The following is an 18,786-nucleotide window of genomic DNA, read 5'->3' as shown; positions in this document are numbered from 1 at the left end:
GGCGCGCACCGCCCCGGGCGAGTCGGGCACTATGCCCGACAGGGCCGCCAGCTCGGCGGCGTTGGGGGTGACCAGGTCCACCTCGGGCAGCAGGTGCTGCTTGATGGCCGGCAGCAGGTTGGGCTCGGCCATGGCCTGGCCGGTGCTGGCGATGGCCACCGGATCCAGCACCACCCAGGGTTGCCACTGGCGCCGGTATTCCTTCAGGTAGCGGGCCAGCACCTCGGCGCGCAGGCCGCCGGGCAGCAGGCCAATCTTGATGGCCCGGGCCGGCAGGTCGGTGGCCAGGGCCACCAGCTGGCTGGTGAAGGCCTGCATCAGCACCGGCTCCACCATGGACACCGTGACCGAGTTCTGGGCGGTGATGGCGGAGATCACCGAGCAGCCGTGGCCGCCCAGCGCCTGTATGGTGTGCAGATCGGCCTGAATGCCGGCGCCGCCGCCCGAGTCCGAGCCGGCGACGGTCCAGACGATGGGTCGGGTCATGCCTCCTCCCGCTCCAGCTTGTCGGCCTGGTGGTAAAGCTCGCCGCCGCGCTTCTTGAACTCCTCGGACATCTGGGCCATGCCGGCGACCACGGTCTCGCTGTTGCCGTCCATATCCACCAACTGCACCGCTATGTTGTTCTCCAGGCTGGCGGCGTAGTCGCGCACGTCCTGGGTGATCTTCATGGAGCAGAACTTGGGTCCGCACATGGAGCAGAAGTGGGCCACCTTGCCGGATTCCTGGGGCAGGGTCTCGTCGTGGTAGGCGCGGGCGGTTTCCGGATCCAGCGCCAGGTTGAACTGGTCTTCCCAGCGGAACTCGAAGCGGGCCTTGGACATGGCGTTGTCGCGGATCTGGGCGCCCGGGTGGCCCTTGGCCAGATCCGCAGCGTGGGCGGCGATCTTGTAGGTAATCAGGCCCTGCTTGACGTCTTCCTTGTTGGGCAGGCCCAGGTGCTCCTTGGGCGTCACGTAGCACAGCATGGCGCAGCCGAACCAGCCGATCATGGCGGCGCCGATGCCGGAGGTGAAGTGGTCATAGCCGGGGGCGATGTCGGTGGTGAGCGGGCCCAGAGTGTAGAAGGGCGCCTCGTGACAGTGCTCCAGCTGCTCTTCCATGTTGCGCTTGATCATGTGCATGGGCACGTGGCCGGGGCCTTCGATCATCACCTGCACGTCGTATTCCCAGGCCACCTTGGTCAGCTCGCCCAGGGTGTACAGCTCGGAGAACTGGGCCTCGTCGTTGGCGTCGGCGATGGAGCCGGGGCGCATGCCGTCACCCAGGGACAGGGAGACGTCATAGGCGGCACAGATCTCGCAGATTTCGCGGAAGTGCTCGTAGAGGAAGTTTTCCTTGTGATGGGACAGGCACCACTTGGCCATGATGGAGCCGCCACGGGAGACGATGCCGGTGACCCGCTTGGCGGTCATGGGCACGTAGCGCAGCAGCACGCCGGCGTGGATGGTGAAGTAGTCCACGCCCTGCTCCGCCTGCTCGATCAGGGTGTCGCGGAACACTTCCCAGGTCAGGTCCTCGGCCACGCCGTTCACCTTCTCCAGCGCCTGGTAGATGGGCACGGTGCCGATGGGCACCGGGCTGTTGCGCATGATCCATTCCCGGGTTTCGTGGATATAGCGGCCGGTGGACAGGTCCATCACGGTGTCGGCGCCCCAGCGGGTGGACCACACCAGCTTCTCCACCTCTTCCTCGATGGAGGAGGTCACCGCCGAGTTGCCGATATTGGCGTTGATCTTCACCAGGAAGTTGCGGCCGATGATCATCGGCTCGGATTCCGGGTGGTTGATGTTGGCGGGAATGATGGCACGGCCTTCGGCCACTTCCTTGCGCACGAACTCGGGGGTGATGAACTCGGGCAGGTTGGCGCCGAAGTTCTGGCCCGGGTGCTGCTTGAGCAGCAGCTCGTCCCGCACCCGCTCGCGGCCCATGTTCTCGCGGATGGCGATGTATTCCATCTCGGGGGTGATGATGCCCTTACGGGCGTAGTGCAGCTGGGTCACGCACTGGCCGAGCCTGGCCTTGCGCGGCTTGGGCAGGTGCTCGAAGCGCAGGTGATCCAGGCCGTCGTCGGCCATGCGCTGCTGGGTGAACTGGGAGGTGACGCTGTCCAGCTCCTCGGTGTCGTTACGCTCCAGTATCCACTGGCGGCGCAGCTGGGGCAGGCCCTGGCGGACGTCCAGCTCGGAGTCCGGATCGCCGTAGGGGCCGGAGGTGTCGTACACCGGCACCGGCGCGTTGGCCTCGAAAATGGGGTTTTCCTTGGTGCCGCCCTTGAAGCTGTCGGCCAGGCGGATTTCGCGCATGGCCACCTTCAGATCCGGGCGCGAGCCTTCGATGTAGATACGGCCGGAGTTGGGAAAGGGTTCGCCCTTGAGGTTCTGGATGTATTCCTGGGCCTGGCTGCGTACTTCGCGACGATTCGTTTTTGACATAGCAATCTCACCTTGCGTCCATTTGGTTCGTGAAAATGCTTGTCAGGAGTGTTGAGGAAGAACCGGCCGGGCGGGAAAGGGTCTTGGGGCCTGGTTCTCACTTGTTTCCCTTCGCAGGTATTAGCCTGATCAGGTTCAACGGATCCCGCTGTTCGCGGTCTCAGCCCTTGGGGGCACTCCGACAAGATGGGCGCCAGTATAGCCAGAGCCACCGGTCAAAAGCAAAGCGGTTGGATACAATTTTTGCAATTCTGGGTTAACGCTTTATCAACAAAGACATTTAAAGCGGGGATTTGGGAGCGCAGGCGGCCCGCCTGCATTTGCGCGCAGCGCGAACCCTCGGATCAACCTGCCACCGCAGGTTTAAAAAGGCTCCAGCTAGAAAAGGCATAGCGGGTTGGGCTGAACCTTCGCCTGCCTCGGTGCCCCTCATGCGGGCGAGCCGCCCGCGCCCCACGGGGCGTACAACACCCAAGCCAGCATTCACATCAAAACAAGGATTGGGACTCCTTGCCCTGCCCCCGGTTTTACCCCCAGGCCAGCCCCAGCGCCAGCAGGCCGGTAAAGATCAGGGTGCCGCGGGCGGTCAGCCCCAGGGCCCGGTTCAGCGCCGGCCCCTGCTCGGTCAGCACCAGCCGGGTGGCGCCGGCCAGGGGCCAGAGCCCGAGCAGGGCCAGAAAACCCCAGCCCGCCATCAGCTGCGTTCCCGCCACCAGGGCCGTGGCCAGCAGCAATAGCTGGTAGACCCGGGCCCGGGCCAGCCCCAGGCGCAGGGCCAGGGTGCGCTTGCCCACCCGGCGATCCGATTCCAGGTCGCGGATATTGTTGATATTGAGCACCGCCACCGACAGCAGTCCCGCCACCAGGGCGGCCCGGCCGGTGCCGGCCCCCGGCTGGTGCAGCATCAGCCAGCTGGTGCCCAGCACCGCCACCGGGCCGAAGAACACGAACACCGCCAGATCCCCCAGCCCCCGGTAGCCGTAGGGCCGCCGGCCCAGGGTGTAGCCCAGGGCCGCCAGCAGGGCCAGGGCGCCCAGCAGCAGGTTGACCGCCATACCCGCCAGCACCACCGGCAGGCCGCGGATGCCGTGGCGACCGGCGATCAACAGCACCAGCGCCGCCGACAGCGCCGCCCCCAGCAGGGCAATCCAGTGGCCGTGGCTGGCCGCCAGGGCGGGCGCCCAGACGGCGGCGCAGACCAGCGCCAGCCAGGCGCCGGACGAGGCGCCCAGGGTCATGGGCGACACCAGCCGGTTCTGGGTGAGCTGCTGCAAGATGCTGCCGGAAAGCCCCAGGGCGCCGCCCACCAGCAGCGCCATGGCCACCCGGGGCAGGGCGCTGTAGAAAAACTGGAATTCCTCGAACAGCTCGGGCTCGGCGCCCCGCAGCAGGGCCCATTGCCCGGCGAGGGGCACCGTCGGCTCCAGCTGCAGGTGCAGCAGGGCCAGCGCCAGCAGGGCGGGCGGCAGCAACAGGTAGCGGCTCATTCCGTCGGCACGCTCAGCAGGGCCCGGGTCAGGTTGTCGGCCAGGTAGCCGAGGGACATGACGCCGCCGTAGGTCCAGGTGGAGGGCACCGCCGCCAGCCGGCCGGCACGGGCAAAGGGCATGGCCCGCCACAGCGGGGTGGCGAACAGCTTGTCGGCCTCGGGGAAGGGCTCGATATAGAGCACCACGCCGTCGCGGATGGCGCCCAGATCGGTCAGCTTCTTCTGCACCTGGCCCCACTGGCTGACCGGCACTTCCAGGGCGGGAGCGATACCGAGGCGTTCCAGGGCATACTGGGGCATGCCGTTGTCGCCGTAGATGCGCACATGGCTGCTGTCCATCAGCCGCACCACCGTCACCCTGGGCAAGGTGTCGCCGAAGTGGGCGTGCAGCCGGGCCTTCAGTTGGTCGAAGCCCTGCTCCAGCTCGGCCAGGCGCTGTTCGGCCCGTTCCTCCCGATCCAGCACCCTGGCCAGGGCCAGGAACACCCGGCGGGCAGCCTCGGCGTTGTTGTGCTCGCTGCTGAAGCTCTCGAAGTGCAGCACGGGGGCTATCTGGGACAGGCGGGGCACCAGATCCCGCTGCTGATCACCGCTCAGGATCAGATCGGGCTTGAGTTCCGCCAGCCGCTCCAGGTTGGGCTCCTGGCGCATGCCGACGTCCTCGACCCCGGCGGGCAGGGTCGGCTGCACCACCCATTCCCGGTAGCCGGCGGTATCGGCGATGGCAAGGGGCGTCACGCCGAGTTCCAGCAGGTGCTCGGCGGCGGCCCAGTTGAGGGCGACTACCCGCTGGGGTGCAGAGGTGAATTCGTGGCGGCCCAGGCTGTCGGTGACGTCAACGGCCTGCGCCTTGAAAACGGCAAGGAGGAGCAACAACAGGGTAAGGGGTGTTTTCATCAACATGACTCAGGCGACAACGGCGATCTTTTCATCCTGGTCCGGATGGTCGATCAGGCGAATGGGAATGTTATAGAGTTCGGACAGCAGCCGCTCCGACATCAGCTCGGCCGGGGCACGGTCGAACAGCAGCCGGCCCTGTTTCAGGGCGACGATGCGATCGGCGAAGCGCAGCGCCAGGTTGAGATCGTGCAGGATCACGATAACCCCACGGCCCTGCTCCCGGTTGAGGGTTTGCAGCAGTTTGAGCAGTTCGTACTGGTGGCTGAGATCCAGCGCCGAGGTGGGCTCGTCCAGCAGCAGCAGCGGCGACTGCTGGGCCAGCAGCATGGCCACCCAGGCCCGCTGGCGCTCGCCGCCGGAGAGCAGATCGGCCTGGTGCTCGGCATGCTGGCCGACCCTGGTATGGCTCATGGCTTCTTCCACCAGGGCATGGTCGGCGCGTTGCCAGCGGCCCAGCATGCCGCGCCAGGGAAACCGGCCCAGCCGCACCAGCTCGCGCACGTTCAGCCCGGCCACTTCCGGCAGGCGCTGGGGCAGAAAGGCGATGCGACGGGCGAATTCGCGCTGGGAATAGTGGCCGAGGGGCCGGCCGTCGAGGGCGATGCGGCCCTCGTCCGGCGGCATCTGCCGGGCCAGCAGCTTCATCAGCGTCGACTTGCCCGAGCCGTTGTGGCCGAGGATGACGGTAAAGGCATCCGCCGCCAGGGACAGCTCGTCCAGGCTTAAAATGGTCCTGTTATCGCGGTGTACGCGGATACCTTGCAGTTCCAGCATCGGGGCTTAGGGGGATGTGAAATTGTGGTGCGTATGATAGTGAGATTGATTATCACTTTTCAAGTGTTTTGCGTAAGGGATGGCCCATTGAAATGGGCCCTACCGGAGTCGTGGGGTGACAAGGGTCGAATTTATTCGACCAAACACGGCGGCGGTAGTGGATTGGTCCACTGAAGTGGACTACATCGGACCAAACCACGGCGCCGGTGGCGGGATGGTCCGTTGGTATGGATCTACGGCGGGGCTTGTAGGGGCGAATTTATTTGACCGAACACGGCGCCGGGGGTGAAATGGCCCATTGAAATGGGCCCTACAGGAGCAGTGCCGTTCAGGCGGCCTTGTTGAGCATGGAGTCGTCGAAGCTGGCCTTGTTGACCACCAGCTCCAGCGGATCGAAGTCGTCCACGTTGATGGTGCGCAGCCGGCTGGCTTCCGCCGCTGTCAGCAGGGCGGCTTCCTCCTGGCTGATGGCACCGGCGGCCAGGGCTTCTTCCGCCAGCTGGTCGAGCATGGTAAAGGGGCGGCGGCCGACGGCCCTGGTGGCCTTGTCGAACACCGGCTCGGCGCGCAGGATGTCGGTGAGCGCCTGCTCCAGCATGCCGAGCGGGTTGCCTTCCTCGGCGGTGAGGTAGAGGTCACCGGCCAGGCTGTTGCGGGCCAGGCCCGGGGTTTGCAGCAGGCGGGCCACCTGGTGATCCAGCCGGTCGGAGGGGCGCTTGAGCGGCGCGCCAAAGGGCATCAGCAGCAGCTTGAGTACCCTGCCGAGGCCGCGGGCGGGGAAGTTGTCGAGCAGCTCCACCAGCGCCACCTGGGCCCGGTAGAGGCCGTCCTGGCAGGCCCAGTGCACCAGCGGCAGCACCTCGGCCGGGCGGCCCTCGTCGTTGAAGCGCTTGAGGGTGGCGGACACCAGGTAGAGCTGGCTGAGGATGTCGCCGAGACGTGCCGACAAGCGCTCCTTGCGCTTGAGCTCGCCGCCCAGGGTGGCCATGGCCAGGTCGGACAGCAGGCCCAGGTTGGCGGACAGCCGGTTCATCTGGCGGTAGTAGCGGGCGGTGGCGTCCTTCACCGGCGCCGGGCTCAGGCGGGCGCCGGTCAGGCCGAACCAGGCGCTGCGTGCGAAGTTGCCCAGGGCGAAGCCGAGATGGCCGAACAGGGCCCGGTCGAACTGGGCCAGCGCCTTTTTGGCGTCCGGCTCCTGCACCGACAACATTTCCGCCAGCACGTAGGGATGGCAGCGGATGGCACCCTGGCCGTAGATGATCATGCTGCGGGTCAGGATATTGGCGCCTTCCACCGTGATGGCGATGGGCGCGCCCTGGTAGCCCCGGGCCAGGTAGTTGTTGGGCCCCATGCAGATGCCCTTGCCGCCGTGGATGTCCATGGCGTCGATAATACTGCGCTGGCTGCGGTCGGTGAGGTGGTACTTGACGATGGCGGAGATCACCGAGGGCTTCTCGCCCAGATCGATGCCGGTCACGGTGAGCATGCTGGCCGCGTCCGACAGGTAGGCGTTGCCGCCCAGGCGGGCCAGCGGCTCTTCAATGCCTTCCATCCTGCCGATGGGCAACTTGAACTGGCGGCGGATGCGGCTGTAGGCGCCGGAGGCCAGGGCCGACACCCGGCTGCCGGCGGTGCCGTTGGAGGGCAGGGTGATACCCCGGCCGACGGACAGGCATTCCACCAGCATGCGCCAGCCCTGGCCGGCCATCTCCTGGCCGCCGATGATGGTGTCGATGGGCACGAACACGTCCTTGCCCTGGGTGGGACCGTTCTGGAAGGGCACGTTGAGCGGGAAGTGGCGGCGGCCGATGTTCACGCCCGGGGTGTTGGTGGGGATGAGCGCGCAGGTGATGCCGAGATCTTCCTCGCCGCCCAGCAGCCGCTCCGGGTCGCGCAGCTTGAACGCCAGCCCCAGCACGGTGGCCACCGGGGCCAGGGTGATGTAGCGTTTGTTCCAGGTGATGCGCATGCCGAGCACCTCTTTACCCTGCCATTCGCCCAGGCACACCACGCCATAATCCGGAATGGCGCCGGCGTCCGAGCCCGCCTCCGGGCTGGTGAGGGCGAAGCAGGGGATTTCCTCACCCCGGGCCAGGCGCGGCAGGTAATGGTCTTTCTGCTCCTTGGTGCCGTAGTGCTGCAGCAGCTCGCCGGGGCCGAGGGAGTTGGGCACGCCCACGGTGGAGGCCAGTACGGCGCTGGTGCTGCACAACTTTTGCAGTACCCGCGACTGGGCATAGGCGGAGAATTCGAGGCCGCCGTATTCCTTCTTGATGATCATGGCGAAGAACTTATGTTCTTTCAGGTAGGCCCAGACTTCCGGCGACAGATCCGCGCGCTCGTGGGTGACTTCCCAGTCGTTGGTCATGCGGCACACGGTTTCCACCGGACCGTCCAGAAAGGCCTGCTCTTCCTCGCTCAGGCGGGGGCGGGGATAGTTGTGCAGGGTCTGCCAGTCGGGCTTGCCGCGGAACAGCTCGGCTTCCCACCAGGTGGTGCCGGCTTCGATGGCTTCCTTCTCGGTGCGCGACATCTCCGGCATCAGCCCCTTGTACACCCGGAACAGCGGCCGACTCAGCAGGCCGTGGCGCAGGGCCGGCAGGTTGAGCACGGCGGCCACGACAGCGAACAGCAGCCAGACAAGCGGGCCCACCTCGCCGAGCAGGGTGCCCAATGCCAGTATGGCGGCGGTAAGCAGGGACGCCGTCACCAGCCGGCTCTGGCGATAGGCCAGTCCCCCCCAGGTGATCAGTAGCAGCAATGCGGTAATCATAAACGACTCCTTGTGCAGATTGAAAGGTAAGAGGTCAGACCTGTGTGGTTTCCTTAGTTGTAATTCATACGGATGTTTAAATCAAGCTGCGCGGTCGTTATCAAAGTGTATATCCTGAGTCGGGGCAGGAGAGGGGAAGGCGAAGGCGAAGGCGAAGGCCGGGGTGGACCGCCGTTGCCGGCCGACGGAAGGGATTGGCAACGGCGGATGGTTCAGTTATTTCTTGCCACCTCCCTTGCCGCCGCCTTTGCCGCCACCGCCGCTATTGCCACCGTCCTCGACGGACAGGGCGCAGGAGGGCTTGTGCAGCTGGATATTGCCGCCCTGGCTGAGGACTCCGCTCACGGCGTAGCCCGAATCACAGTCGATGGCGAAACTGTCGTCGCGACCGGGTTCACCGTTATCGGCCACGATCAGGGTGCACTGGGTGGCCTGGCCGTTCACCGTGGCGGCATAGGTCAGCCGACGGGTGGTTTCGTCCAACGCCGAATATGCCAGCAGGCTCTGGCCCTGGGCATGGACGCCGCTCCCCACCAGGTTGAAGCGGCCGCGCAGCTCGCCATCGCCGCGCACGCCGCCGTGCAGGCCGAAGTTGACCTTTCTACCGCTGCCATCCAGCACGAAACCGCCCCCGGTGACGAAGTCGGCTGGCGCCGGACAGACGCCGTCCGGGCCCGAGCCGCAGTTGATGCCGGACTCGCTGCGCGAGACCACCACTTCCGCCACCGGTTTGCCCAGCAGGTCGAGCACCTTGATGTAGAGGGCGTCCACCTGCAGGCCCTTGGCGGTTTCCACCTGGCGGTTCAGGATCACCTGCAACAGCGGGCCCAAATCCACCCCCTGGTTGGGATGGCCCGAGGCCTCGACGGATTTGCCGTTGATGGTGAGCCCAACGATGTCGGCATAGCCCGACAGCGCTGCCTGGCCGTCGAGGCAGTCGGCCCAGGTGAAGGACTGCAACAGGCCCGCGCCGACGGTAAGGCCCAGCAGGCCGAGATCCAGATCCAGCCCCAGGGTGGATGCCATGGAGTTGGCCAGGTTGCCCGAACCCATGGTGGCGGCGTTGAGTACCGACGCCTTGACCAGGCCGCTGGCGTTCACGTTGGCCAGGGTGGCGTCCTTGCTGCCTCCCGTGCTGTCCAGTTGCCCGGTATCGGACAGTATGATGTTGGTCTTGAGCAGCAGGGCATTGGCCGATACCCTGACCGCCGTGGCCTGCCCGCTTTAAGTGGTCATGACGCTGGGCTCGGCGTCACCACCACCTCCTCCCTTTCCTCCTCCCTTGGGTGCCGCCATCGTCTGGTGGGACAATCCCGAGCCTAGCCATAGTATTGTGATGGCGACGAACGCCAGCCACCGTGCTTTGTTATTGGACATTGGTTAACCCTCCTCCTGGGGATAAAATGACACAGCGTCGGCCTTTGAGTCCTATCCCTGCCGTGCAGGAAAAGTATAGGTTCGGGTTTGCCGGCTTGGTCAAATAATATTCAGTCTCGTTGCGATTGGGGGTCGCCATGGGTACAAGAGCGGCAGGGGAGCTTCTGTCGCTGCCGGCGCAAGGTGGCAGGGAAGGAATGCCACCCGCTTCCCGCTCCTGGCCACTTGTGCCAAAATGCCCCCTTATCCCGCAAGTGAGAGGCCATTTCATGTATCAGGATCTGATCCGCAACGAACTCACCGAAGCCGCCGAGGTGCTGAACCGCTTCCTGGCCGACGACGCCAATATCGCCGCCATCGAGCGGGCGGCCAAGTTGCTGGCCGACAGCTTCAAGGCCGGCGGCAAGGTGCTTTCCTGCGGCAACGGCGGCTCCCACTGCGACGCCATGCACTTTGCCGAGGAGCTGACCGGCCGCTACCGGGAAAACCGCCCCGGCTACCCGGCCATCGCCATTTCCGATCCCAGCCATATCACCTGCGTGTCCAACGACTTCGGCTACGAATACGTGTTTTCCCGCTACCTGGAGGCGGTGGGCCGCGAGGGCGACGTGCTGTTCGGCCTGTCCACCAGCGGCAACTCCGGCAATATCCTCAAGGCGATAGCGGCGGCCAGGGCCAAGGGCATCAAGGTGATAGCACTGACCGGCAAGGACGGCGGCAAGATGGCCGGCCTGGCGGACGTGGAGATCCGGGTGCCCCACTTCGGTTATGCGGATCGCATCCAGGAGGTGCATATCAAGGTGATCCACATCCTGATCCAGCTGGTGGAAAAAGAGATGGAGCAAGGGTAAGCCGGATGTGTGAACTGTTAGGGATGAGCGCGAATGTGCCCACCGACATCTGCTTCAGCTTTACCGGCCTGATGCAACGGGGCGGGCGCACCGGCCCGCACAAGGACGGCTGGGGCATCGTCTTCTACGAGGGCAAGGGGGTGCGCACCTTCAAGGATCCCCAGCCCTCCAGCCAGTCGCGCATTGCCCAACTGGTACAGGAGTATCCCATCAAGAGCTGTGCCGTGGTCAGCCATATCCGCCAGGCCAATCGGGGTGGCATCGCCCTGGAGAACACCCATCCCTTTACCCGCGAGCTGTGGGGTCGTTACTGGACCTTTGCACACAATGGTCAGTTAACCGGCTACAAGAGCAAGCTGAAAACCGGGCGGCACAAGCCGGTGGGCGACACCGACAGCGAGCTGGCCTTTTGCTGGATACTGCACGAACTGGAGCGCAAATACCCGCGCAAGCCCGGCAACATGGCGGCCATGTTCCGCCACGTAGCCTCCCTGTGCGACCGGCTGCGCGCCCTGGGGGTGTTCAATATGCTGCTCACCGACGGCGAGTACCTGATGACCTACTGCAGCAACAACCTGCACTGGATCACCCGCCGCGCCCCCTTCGGCCCGGCGCGCCTTATCGATGAGGAGGTGGAAATCGACTTCCAGCAGGAAACCACCCCCAACGACGTGGTGACGGTGATCGCCACCCAGCCGCTCACCAACAACGAGCAATGGCGCAAGATGCAACCCGGCGAGTTCAACCTCTTCCACCTGGGCGAGCGCATCGCCGGCAACGGGGCCTGGAGCACCATATAGTTTAAAAATCAGGCAGCCCGGCTCTGCGTCGCTGCCGGTTTGTGCCGCTGTAGCCGTCGCTTCAGCCGACGGGAAGACGGCGCTCAATTTCCACACCCCACGCCGTTGGCAGCTTTGCGCCACGTAAACGGGCGCCTACAGGTAAGATATCGCACTGCTCACGTTTTAAACTGATCGGTGCTCTAGCCGCTAAGCCCCAAAAAGGGGGCGGAGTCATTTTCTGATGGAAAATGACACCGCCCCCTTTTTGGATGGCAATTTTGGCTACGCTTTGAACAGCACTGTTCAGCGAGGCGAGCCATGGAATTCCTTTCTCCCCTAGCCCCCGAGCGGCTTTACCGCGCCTGCGACGAGGCTGCTTTCGGTTTTACCACCACCGACGAACTCACCGATTCCGGCGCCCTGGTGGGCCAGGAGCGTCTGCTGGAGGCCCTGTCCTTCGGTACCGGCATCCGCAGCCAGGGCTTTAACATCTGCATGATGGCGCCGGAAAGCTGTGCCCGTCACTCCCTGATCCAGCGTTTCCTGAGCGGCCGGGCGGCCCATGAGCCGGTACCGCCGGATATCTGCTACGCCTACTGCTTCGAGGAGCCGATCCGGCCGGCGCTGCTGACCCTGCCCGCCGGGGTGGGACGGCGCTTCAAGGCCAGCCTGGAGAAGCTGGTCGAAGAGCTGCTCATCGCCATTCCGGCGGCGTTTGAAACCGAGGAGTACCGCCTGCGGCTGGAAGAGCTGAACCAGCAGCTGGCCGAGCGCCAGGCGGCGGCCATGGCCGAGGTAAAGGCGCTGGCCAAGGCCGAGCAGGTGGCCCTGCTCAGCACCCCCACCGGCTTTACCCTGGCACCACGCAAGGGCGACGAGGTGCTGGACGCCAGGGCCTTCCGCCAGTTGCCGGAGGCGGAGCGCACCGCCATGGAGCAGGCCATCGCCCGGGTCGAGGCCAGGCTGCAGGAGGTGCTGCAGCAGTTTCCCCTGTGGCGGCGGGAGACCCAGCTGCATATCCAGTGGCTGAACGAAGAGATGGTGATGTTCGCCGGCGGCAACCTGATCGACGAACTGCGCCGGGAATACGGTGGCTGCGATCCCGTGCTTCGCCAGCTGGAAGCGATACAGCAGGACTTGAGCGGCAATGTCAACCTGCTGCTCGGCCACATGCGCGAGGGAGAACTGCCGGCCCAGTTGCTGGCCCGCTACCAGCTCAACCTGCTGGTGGACAACGCCGACACCGAGGGGGCCCCGGTGATCTACGAGGATCTGCCCAACCTGTCCCGCCTGCTCGGCCGGGTCGAGCACCACGTGCAGCAGGGCGCCCTGGTCACCGACTTCACCCTGATCCGCAGTGGCGCCCTGCACCGGGCCAACGGCGGCTACCTGATCCTGGACGCACGCAAGCTGGTGATGCAGCCCATGGCCTGGGAAGCGCTGAAGCGGGCCCTGTTCGCCCGGGAGATCCGCATCGAATCGCTGGAGCAGTTCTACAGCCTGGCCAGCACCATTTCCCTGGAGCCGGAGCCGGTGCCCATGGAGCTGAAGGTGGTGCTGATCGGCGAGCGCCAGCTCTACTACCTGTTGGCGGCCTACGATCCCGACTTCGGCAAGCTGTTCAAGGTACAGGCGGACTATCAGGACGAGGTGGACGTCAGCCCGGAAAACCTGCAGCGTTACGCCCGCTTTATCGGCTGGCTGGCCCGCCAGCAGGACTTGCGCCCGCTCACCCGGGGCGGGGTAGCCAGGATGGTGGAACATGCCGGCCGGCTGGCCGACGATCAGTTGCGGCTGTCGGCCCACACCCAGGAGCTCACCGACCTGTTGCACGAGGCCAACTACTGGGCCGAGCACGGCGGCGAGCAGAGCATCTCGGCCGGGGCCATCGAGCAGGCGCTGGAGGCCGTCCGGCGGCGGGCTTCGCGCATCCACCGGCAGATGGAGGAGTCGGTGCTGCGCGGCAGCAAGTTTATCGACACCGACGGCGCCGTGGTGGGCCAGGTCAACGGCCTGACGGTGCTGGATCTGGGTAATTACCGCTTCGGCCAGCCGGCGCGGATCAGCGCCACCGCCCGGCTCGGTTCCGGTTCGGTGCTCGACATCGAACGGGAGGCCAAGCTCAGCGGCGCCATCCACGCCAAGGCCATGCTGATCCTGTCGCGCTTCCTCGGCAGCCGCTACGCGCCCGAGGGGCCCATGGCCGTGTCCGCCAGCCTGGCGTTCGAACAGTCCTACGGCATGATCGAGGGGGACAGCGCCTCGGTGGCGGAGTGTTGCGCCCTGATCTCGGCCATCGCCCGGGTGCCGCTCAGCCAGGCGCTGGCGGTGACCGGCTCCATCAACCAATACGGCCAGGTGCAGCCCATCGGCGGGGTCAACGAGAAGATCGAAGGCTTCTTCGACATCTGCCAGGCGCGTGGCTTTGCACCGGGGCAGGGGGTCATCATCCCCAGGGCCAACGAAGACAACCTGATGCTGAACCGGGAGGTGCGCCAGGCGGTGGCCGAGGGGCGTTTCCGGGTGTATTCGGTGGCGCACCTGGACGAGGCGCTGTCCCTGCTCGCCGGTCTGCCGGCGGGGGAGGCGGACGAGCAGGGCAATTACCCCGAGGGCACGGTCAATGCCAGGGTGCGGGAACGGCTGGCGAGGCTGGCCGAGCTGCAGCGCCGCCAGAAGGCGGCAGAGCATGAGGACGGGGCCAAGGGCCCGGATGAGGAATCATGATAAGGCATATCGTATGGTATCTGGATCTGAGCCAGGCCGAGCTGGAGATGCTGGAGCGGGTGGCCGAGTTCGCCGCCCGGCACGGGGCCCGGCTGCGCGCCGTTTTTATCGAGGATGAAAGCTTGCTGCGCTCGGCCGAGCTGCCCTGCACCCGGGAGGTGAGCCTGACCACCGGCCGGGTGCGGGAGCTGGATCCGGAGCGAATACGCCTGCAGCTGCGCCGCCGGCGCGAGCATATCCGCCAGCGGTTGCAGCAGCTCGCCCGCAACCGGGCCCTGGAGTGGAGCCTGGAGGTGGAGTACGGCCGGCGCGAGCAGTTGCTGGCCCGACCGCCGGCTTCCCGGGACGAGGTGCCGGTGCTGGTGCTCGACCCGGCCACCGAGCTGCCAACCTGGGACAGGCCGCCGGAGCATGAGGTGCTGCTGCTGAGCCGCCGGTTCAGGCCGGTGGAGATGGTGCTGGCGGTATGGGAGGAGGCGGCGCGGGATGCACCCGTGCTGGCCCGGGCCGAACAGCTGGCCCGGCAGCAGCAGTTGCCCTTGTGGATCACGGTGCCGGCGGCCGGGGCCGACGAGCTGGGCCCGGCGCTGGAGCCCCGGGGGTTAAAGGGGGCCATGTTGCCGATCACCGACTGGAGCCTGCCGGGGGTGATGGCCGCCGCCAGCGACCGGGCTTCGCTGCTGGTGCTGCACCGGGACAGCCCGCTGTTGGCGGGCGCCCGCATGAAGAACATCAACGCCGCCCTGCTGGTTGCGCCTGAACCTCAGTCTTCGGCGTAGCCCTGGGCGGGCAGGGCCCTGCCGTCAAGCACCGCCTGGCCGTCCCGCATTTCAAGCCGGCCGTCGCAGAACCAGCGCACCACCAGGGGATAGATGGCGTGCTCCTGCACCAGCACCCGGGCGGCCACGGCGGCTTCGTCGTCCCCTTCAAAGATGGGCACCAGCGCCTGCAGCACCACGGGGCCGCCATCCAGCTCCTCGGTGACGAAGTGCACGCTGCAGCCGTGCTCCTCGTCGCCGGCCTCGATGGCGCGGCGGTGGGTGTTCAGCCCCTGGTATTTGGGCAGCAGCGAGGGGTGGATATTGAGCATGCGGCCCTGGTAGTGACGCACCAGGGCGGGGGTGAGGATACGCATAAAGCCCGCCAGCACCACCAGATCCGGCTGGTAGCCGTCGATAAGCGCCATCAGGTCGGCGTCGTAGCTTTCCCGATCCGCATAGCCCTGGTGGGGCAGCACGGCGGTGGGCACGCCCGCGATGCGGGCGCGCTCCAGGCCGTAAGCCTCGGCCTTGTTGCTGATCACGGCGACGATGTCGCCGCCCAGCTGGGCGGCGGCGGCCTGGCTCAGCAGCGCCTGCAGGTTGCTGCCGCTGCCGGAGATCAGTACGACGATGCGTTTCATTGGATCTCGACCTGTTCTTCACCCTCGGCGGCGGCGTCGATGCGGCCGATCAGCCAGGCGTTTTCACCGGCATCCTGCATGAACTTGACCGCGGCCGCGGCCTGCTCGGCGGGCAAGGCGATGATCATGCCCACGCCGCAGTTGAAGGTGCGGTACATTTCAAAGGTTTCCACGTTGCCGGCCTGTTGCAGCCACTGGAACACCTGCGGCCACTGCCAGCTGGCGCCGTCGATCACCGCCTTGGCGTCGGCGGGCAGCACCCGGGGAATGTTTTCCCAGAAGCCGCCGCCGGTGATGTGGCTCAGGGCGTGGATGTCGAACTGCTTGATGAGTTCCAGCACCGGCTTGACGTAGATGCGGGTGGGAGCCATCAGGGCATCGGCCAGGGAGCCTTCGCCCAGGGGCTGCTGCAGGTCCGCGCCGCTCACTTCCAGGATCTTGCGGATCAGGGAGTAGCCGTTGGAGTGCGGGCCGCTGGAGCCCAGGGCGATCAGGGCGTCGCCGGCGGCCACCTTGGAGCCGTCGATAATGCCGCTTTTTTCCACTACGCCGACACAAAATCCTGCCAAATCGTAGTCGCCTTCTTCGTACATGCCGGGCATCTCTGCGGTTTCACCGCCGATCAGGGCGCAGCCGCTCAGCTCGCAGCCGGCGCCGATACCGGTGACCACGTCGGCGGCGGTGTCCACGTCCAGTTTGCCGGTGGCGTAGTAGTCGAGGAAGAACAGCGGCTCGGCGCCCTGCACGATCAGATCATTGACGCACATGGCCACCAGATCGATGCCCACGCCCTGATGGCGCTTGAGGTCGATGGCCAGGCGCAGCTTGGTGCCCACCCCGTCGGTGCCGGCCACCAGCACCGGCTCCTTATAGCCGGTGGGCAACTGGCACAGGGCGCCAAAGCCCCCGAGGCCGCCCATCACTTCCGGGCGTTGAGTACGACGGCTAACGCCTTTGATGCGTTCAACCAGGGCGTTACCGGCATCGATGTCTACGCCGGCGTCTTTGTAGCTCAGGGGTTTGTTCTGCGTCACGGGGGATCACCTTGTTTTTGGATTCAAAGGCCGGCGGGGCAATTGGCGCCTTGTTCCGGCTGGTACTGATGTGTTCGGGCGCTATTCTAATTTAATGGGCAGGCCAGTGCCACAGCCATAAACCGCCTAATGGAGCAAGGCGGCGGCCTTTGCTAAAAGTTGCTCTGTATCCCTGCCGCTGGACACTATTTTATGCTAGTATTCCGCGGTTTTTTTATACGTCGGGAGATCGGGTTGATGAAAGTCGTCGAGGTAAAGCACCCTTTGGTGAAACACAAGCTGGGTCTGATGCGGGAAGCCGACATCAGCACCAAACGCTTTCGTGAACTGGCGAAGGAGGTGGGCAGCCTGCTGACCTACGAGGCCACCGCCGATTTCGAAACCGAAAAGACCACCATCAACGGCTGGAACGGCCCGGTCGAGGTCGACCAGCTCAAGGGCAAGAAGGTGACGGTGGTGCCCATACTGCGTGCCGGCCTCGGCATGCTGGACGGCGTGCTGGAACACATGCCGAGCGCCCGGGTCAGCGTGGTGGGGGTCTACCGCGACGAGGAGACCCTGCAGCCGGTGCACTACTTCAACAAGCTGGTCAGCCACATCGAGGAGCGGCTGGCGCTGGTGGTGGATCCCATGCTGGCCACCGGCGGCTCCATGGTGGCCACCATCGACCTGCTCAAGCAAAAGGGGTGCAACCAGATCAAGGTCATCGTGCTGGTGGCCGCACCCGAGGGCATCAAGGCCCTGGAGCAGGCCCATCCGGACGTGGAGCTGTACTGCGCCTCCATCGACGAGCGGCTCAACGAGCATGGCTACATCATCCCCGGCCTGGGCGATGCGGGCGACAAGATATTTGGTACCAAGTAAGGCAAAACCGGCTGAGGCCGGTTTTTTTCCGTTTATTCAAGGTTGAGACAGATGAATTCAGCAGAGCAAACCGACGCCCTGGCCACCGCCCAGGCGGCGGTCAATACCCCCCTGCGCCAGGCCCTGGCCGGCTCCCAGATGCTGTTCGTGGCCTTCGGCGCCCTGGTGCTGATGCCGCTGATCACCGGGCTGGATCCGAATGTGGCACTCTTTACCGCCGGTATCGGTACCCTGATCTTCCAGCTGTGCACCAAGCGCCAGGTGCCCATCTTCCTGGCGTCCTCCTTTGCCTTTATCGCCCCCATCCTCTACGGGGTGCAGACCTGGGGCATTCCCGCCACCATGAGCGGCCTGATGGCGGCGGGCGCCGTTTACGTGCTGCTCAGCCAGCTGGTGCGCTGGCGCGGCACCGCCCTGCTGACCCGGCTGCTGCCGCCAGTGGTGGTGGGGCCGGTGATCATGGTGATCGGCCTCGGGTTGGCACCGCTGGCGGTGAACATGGCCATCGGCAAGACCGGCGACGGTGCCGCCGAGCTGATGCCGCAGGAGGTCGCCCTGTGGCTGTCGCTGGGCTCCCTGGTCACCACCCTGCTGGTGTCCACCATGGCCAGGGGGATTTTCAGGCTGGTGCCCATTACCGCCGGCATCGCGGTGGGCTACGGCCTGGCGCTGTGGTTCGGGGTGGTGGATTTCACCCCGGTGCGGGAGGCGGCCTGGTTCTCCGTGCCCAATTTCGTTGCGCCCGAGTGGCACTGGCAGGCGGTGCTGTTCATGATCCCGGTGGCCATCGCCCCGGCCATCGAGCACATCGGCGACATCCTGGCGATCAGCTCGGTCACCGGCAAGGACTACGTCAAAAAACCCGGCCTGCACCGCACCCTGCTGGGCGACGGCCTGGCCACCGGCGCGGCGTCGCTGTTTGGCGGACCCCCCAACACCACCTATTCGGAGGTGACCGGCGCCGTGATGCTGACCAAGAACTTCTACCCGGTGATCATGACCTGGGCGGCGGGCTTTGCCATCGTGCTGGCCTTTGTCGGCAAGTTCGGCGCCCTGATGCTGACCATTCCCACCCCGGTGATGGGCGGCATCATGATACTGCTGTTCGGCTCCATCGCCACCGTGGGCCTCAACAGCCTGATCAAGCACCAGGTGGATCTGTCCCAGGCGCGCAACCTGTGCATAGTGGCGGTGATCCTGGTGTTCGGCATCGGCGGCATGGCCTTCGGCATCGGCGGTTTCAGCCTGCAGGGCATCAGCCTGTGCGGCATTGTCGGCATACTGCTCAACCTGGTGCTGCCCAGGGCGCGCGGCCATTGAACCTGGCAAGGGCCTGGCTCAGTGGTTATCATGAGTCCCATGCTCCGTTAACGATGGA

At 65.7% G+C, this 18,786-nt stretch carries 15 protein-coding genes, 1 pseudogene and 1 riboswitch; of the genes and pseudogenes, 6 read left to right on the top strand and 10 right to left on the bottom strand.

All coding sequences use genetic code 11. The features are described from left to right. The 8 genes and pseudogenes from thiD to CGX12_RS20325 all read right to left on the bottom strand — a co-directional run. The coding region (gene thiD, locus CGX12_RS07415; RefSeq protein WP_176442025.1) for a bifunctional hydroxymethylpyrimidine kinase/phosphomethylpyrimidine kinase at positions 1-486 on the bottom strand (486 nt) is incomplete at its 3' end. Then, positions 483-2,435 carry a phosphomethylpyrimidine synthase ThiC gene (thiC, locus tag CGX12_RS07410; RefSeq protein WP_094039256.1) on the bottom strand — a complete coding sequence of 651 codons (1,953 nt, stop codon included), beginning with the start codon at positions 2,433-2,435 and terminating at the stop codon, positions 483-485. The genes thiD and thiC, both read right to left, overlap by 4 nt. Positions 2,436-2,523: 88 nt before the next feature. Further along, positions 2,524-2,626: riboswitch (TPP riboswitch) on the bottom strand. 336 nt (positions 2,627-2,962) lie between these two features. Beyond that, positions 2,963-3,922 carry a 1,4-dihydroxy-2-naphthoate octaprenyltransferase gene (gene menA, locus CGX12_RS20230; protein ID WP_254918230.1) on the bottom strand — a complete coding sequence of 320 codons (960 nt, stop codon included), beginning with the start codon at positions 3,920-3,922 and terminating at the stop codon, positions 2,963-2,965. Then, positions 3,919-4,821 (bottom strand): iron-siderophore ABC transporter substrate-binding protein, encoded by a 903-nt coding sequence (locus CGX12_RS07400; RefSeq protein ID WP_254918229.1) that lies wholly within the window; start codon positions 4,819-4,821, stop codon positions 3,919-3,921. The genes menA and CGX12_RS07400 overlap by 4 nt, the downstream gene beginning before the upstream one ends. Before the next feature lie 9 nt (positions 4,822-4,830). Then, entirely contained in the window at positions 4,831-5,598 is a 768-nt protein-coding gene (locus CGX12_RS07395) for an ABC transporter ATP-binding protein (RefSeq protein ID WP_094039255.1), read from the bottom strand. A gap of 328 nt (positions 5,599-5,926) precedes the next feature. Then, complete coding sequence (gene fadE, locus CGX12_RS07390) at positions 5,927-8,371, bottom strand: acyl-CoA dehydrogenase FadE (RefSeq protein ID WP_094039254.1); 2,445 nt, start codon at positions 8,369-8,371, stop codon at positions 5,927-5,929. Positions 8,372-8,587: 216 nt separating this feature from the next. Beyond that, positions 8,588-9,085, bottom strand: coding sequence for a post-COAP-1 domain-containing protein (locus CGX12_RS20330; RefSeq protein WP_303396178.1), 498 nt, complete (start codon positions 9,083-9,085; stop codon positions 8,588-8,590). Beyond that, a pseudogene (locus CGX12_RS20325) lies at positions 9,071-9,583 on the bottom strand (choice-of-anchor P family protein); the annotation flags it as partial. The gene CGX12_RS20330 and the pseudogene CGX12_RS20325, both read right to left, overlap by 15 nt. A gap of 434 nt (positions 9,584-10,017) precedes the next feature. Between CGX12_RS20325 and lpcA the strand changes: the two are divergent. The 4 genes from lpcA (at position 10,018) to CGX12_RS07365 (ending at position 14,887) form a co-directional block, all read left to right on the top strand. Further along, positions 10,018-10,599 carry a D-sedoheptulose 7-phosphate isomerase gene (gene lpcA, locus CGX12_RS07380; RefSeq protein WP_094039252.1) on the top strand — a complete coding sequence of 194 codons (582 nt, stop codon included), beginning with the start codon at positions 10,018-10,020 and terminating at the stop codon, positions 10,597-10,599. Positions 10,600-10,604: 5 nt separating this feature from the next. Next, on the top strand, positions 10,605-11,399 hold the full coding sequence (locus tag CGX12_RS07375; RefSeq protein ID WP_094039251.1) for a class II glutamine amidotransferase: 795 nt from the start codon (positions 10,605-10,607) through the stop codon (positions 11,397-11,399). A 300-nt stretch (positions 11,400-11,699) separates the two neighbouring features. Continuing rightward, positions 11,700-14,108, top strand: a complete 2,409-nt coding sequence (locus CGX12_RS07370) for a Lon protease family protein (protein ID WP_094039250.1) — start codon at positions 11,700-11,702, stop codon at positions 14,106-14,108. Next, positions 14,105-14,887: a hypothetical protein gene (locus tag CGX12_RS07365; protein ID WP_094039249.1), complete on the top strand. Its 783-nt coding sequence runs from the start codon at positions 14,105-14,107 to the stop codon at positions 14,885-14,887. Before CGX12_RS07370 ends, CGX12_RS07365 begins: the two co-directional genes overlap by 4 nt. Here CGX12_RS07365 and purN read toward each other — a convergent pair. Further along, entirely contained in the window at positions 14,872-15,510 is a 639-nt protein-coding gene (gene purN, locus CGX12_RS07360) for a phosphoribosylglycinamide formyltransferase (RefSeq protein WP_094039248.1), read from the bottom strand. The two genes, CGX12_RS07365 and purN, sit on opposite strands and share 16 nt — an antisense overlap. Further along, positions 15,507-16,544, bottom strand: coding sequence for a phosphoribosylformylglycinamidine cyclo-ligase (purM, locus tag CGX12_RS07355; protein ID WP_094039247.1), 1,038 nt, complete (start codon positions 16,542-16,544; stop codon positions 15,507-15,509). Before purM ends, purN begins: the two co-directional genes overlap by 4 nt. Positions 16,545-16,781: 237 nt before the next feature. Between purM and upp the strand changes: the two genes are divergently transcribed. Beyond that, positions 16,782-17,408, top strand: coding sequence for a uracil phosphoribosyltransferase (upp, locus tag CGX12_RS07350; RefSeq protein ID WP_094039246.1), 627 nt, complete (start codon positions 16,782-16,784; stop codon positions 17,406-17,408). Between the two features lie 51 nt (positions 17,409-17,459). Then, positions 17,460-18,728 (top strand): uracil-xanthine permease family protein, encoded by a 1,269-nt coding sequence (locus CGX12_RS07345; RefSeq protein ID WP_094039245.1) that lies wholly within the window; start codon positions 17,460-17,462, stop codon positions 18,726-18,728. Positions 18,729-18,786 lie beyond the last annotated feature (58 nt).

Source organism: Zobellella denitrificans, from assembly GCF_002237365.1.
GTDB lineage: Bacteria > Pseudomonadota > Gammaproteobacteria > Enterobacterales > Aeromonadaceae > Oceanimonas > Oceanimonas denitrificans.
This window is presented reverse-complemented; position numbering and strand designations above follow the sequence as displayed.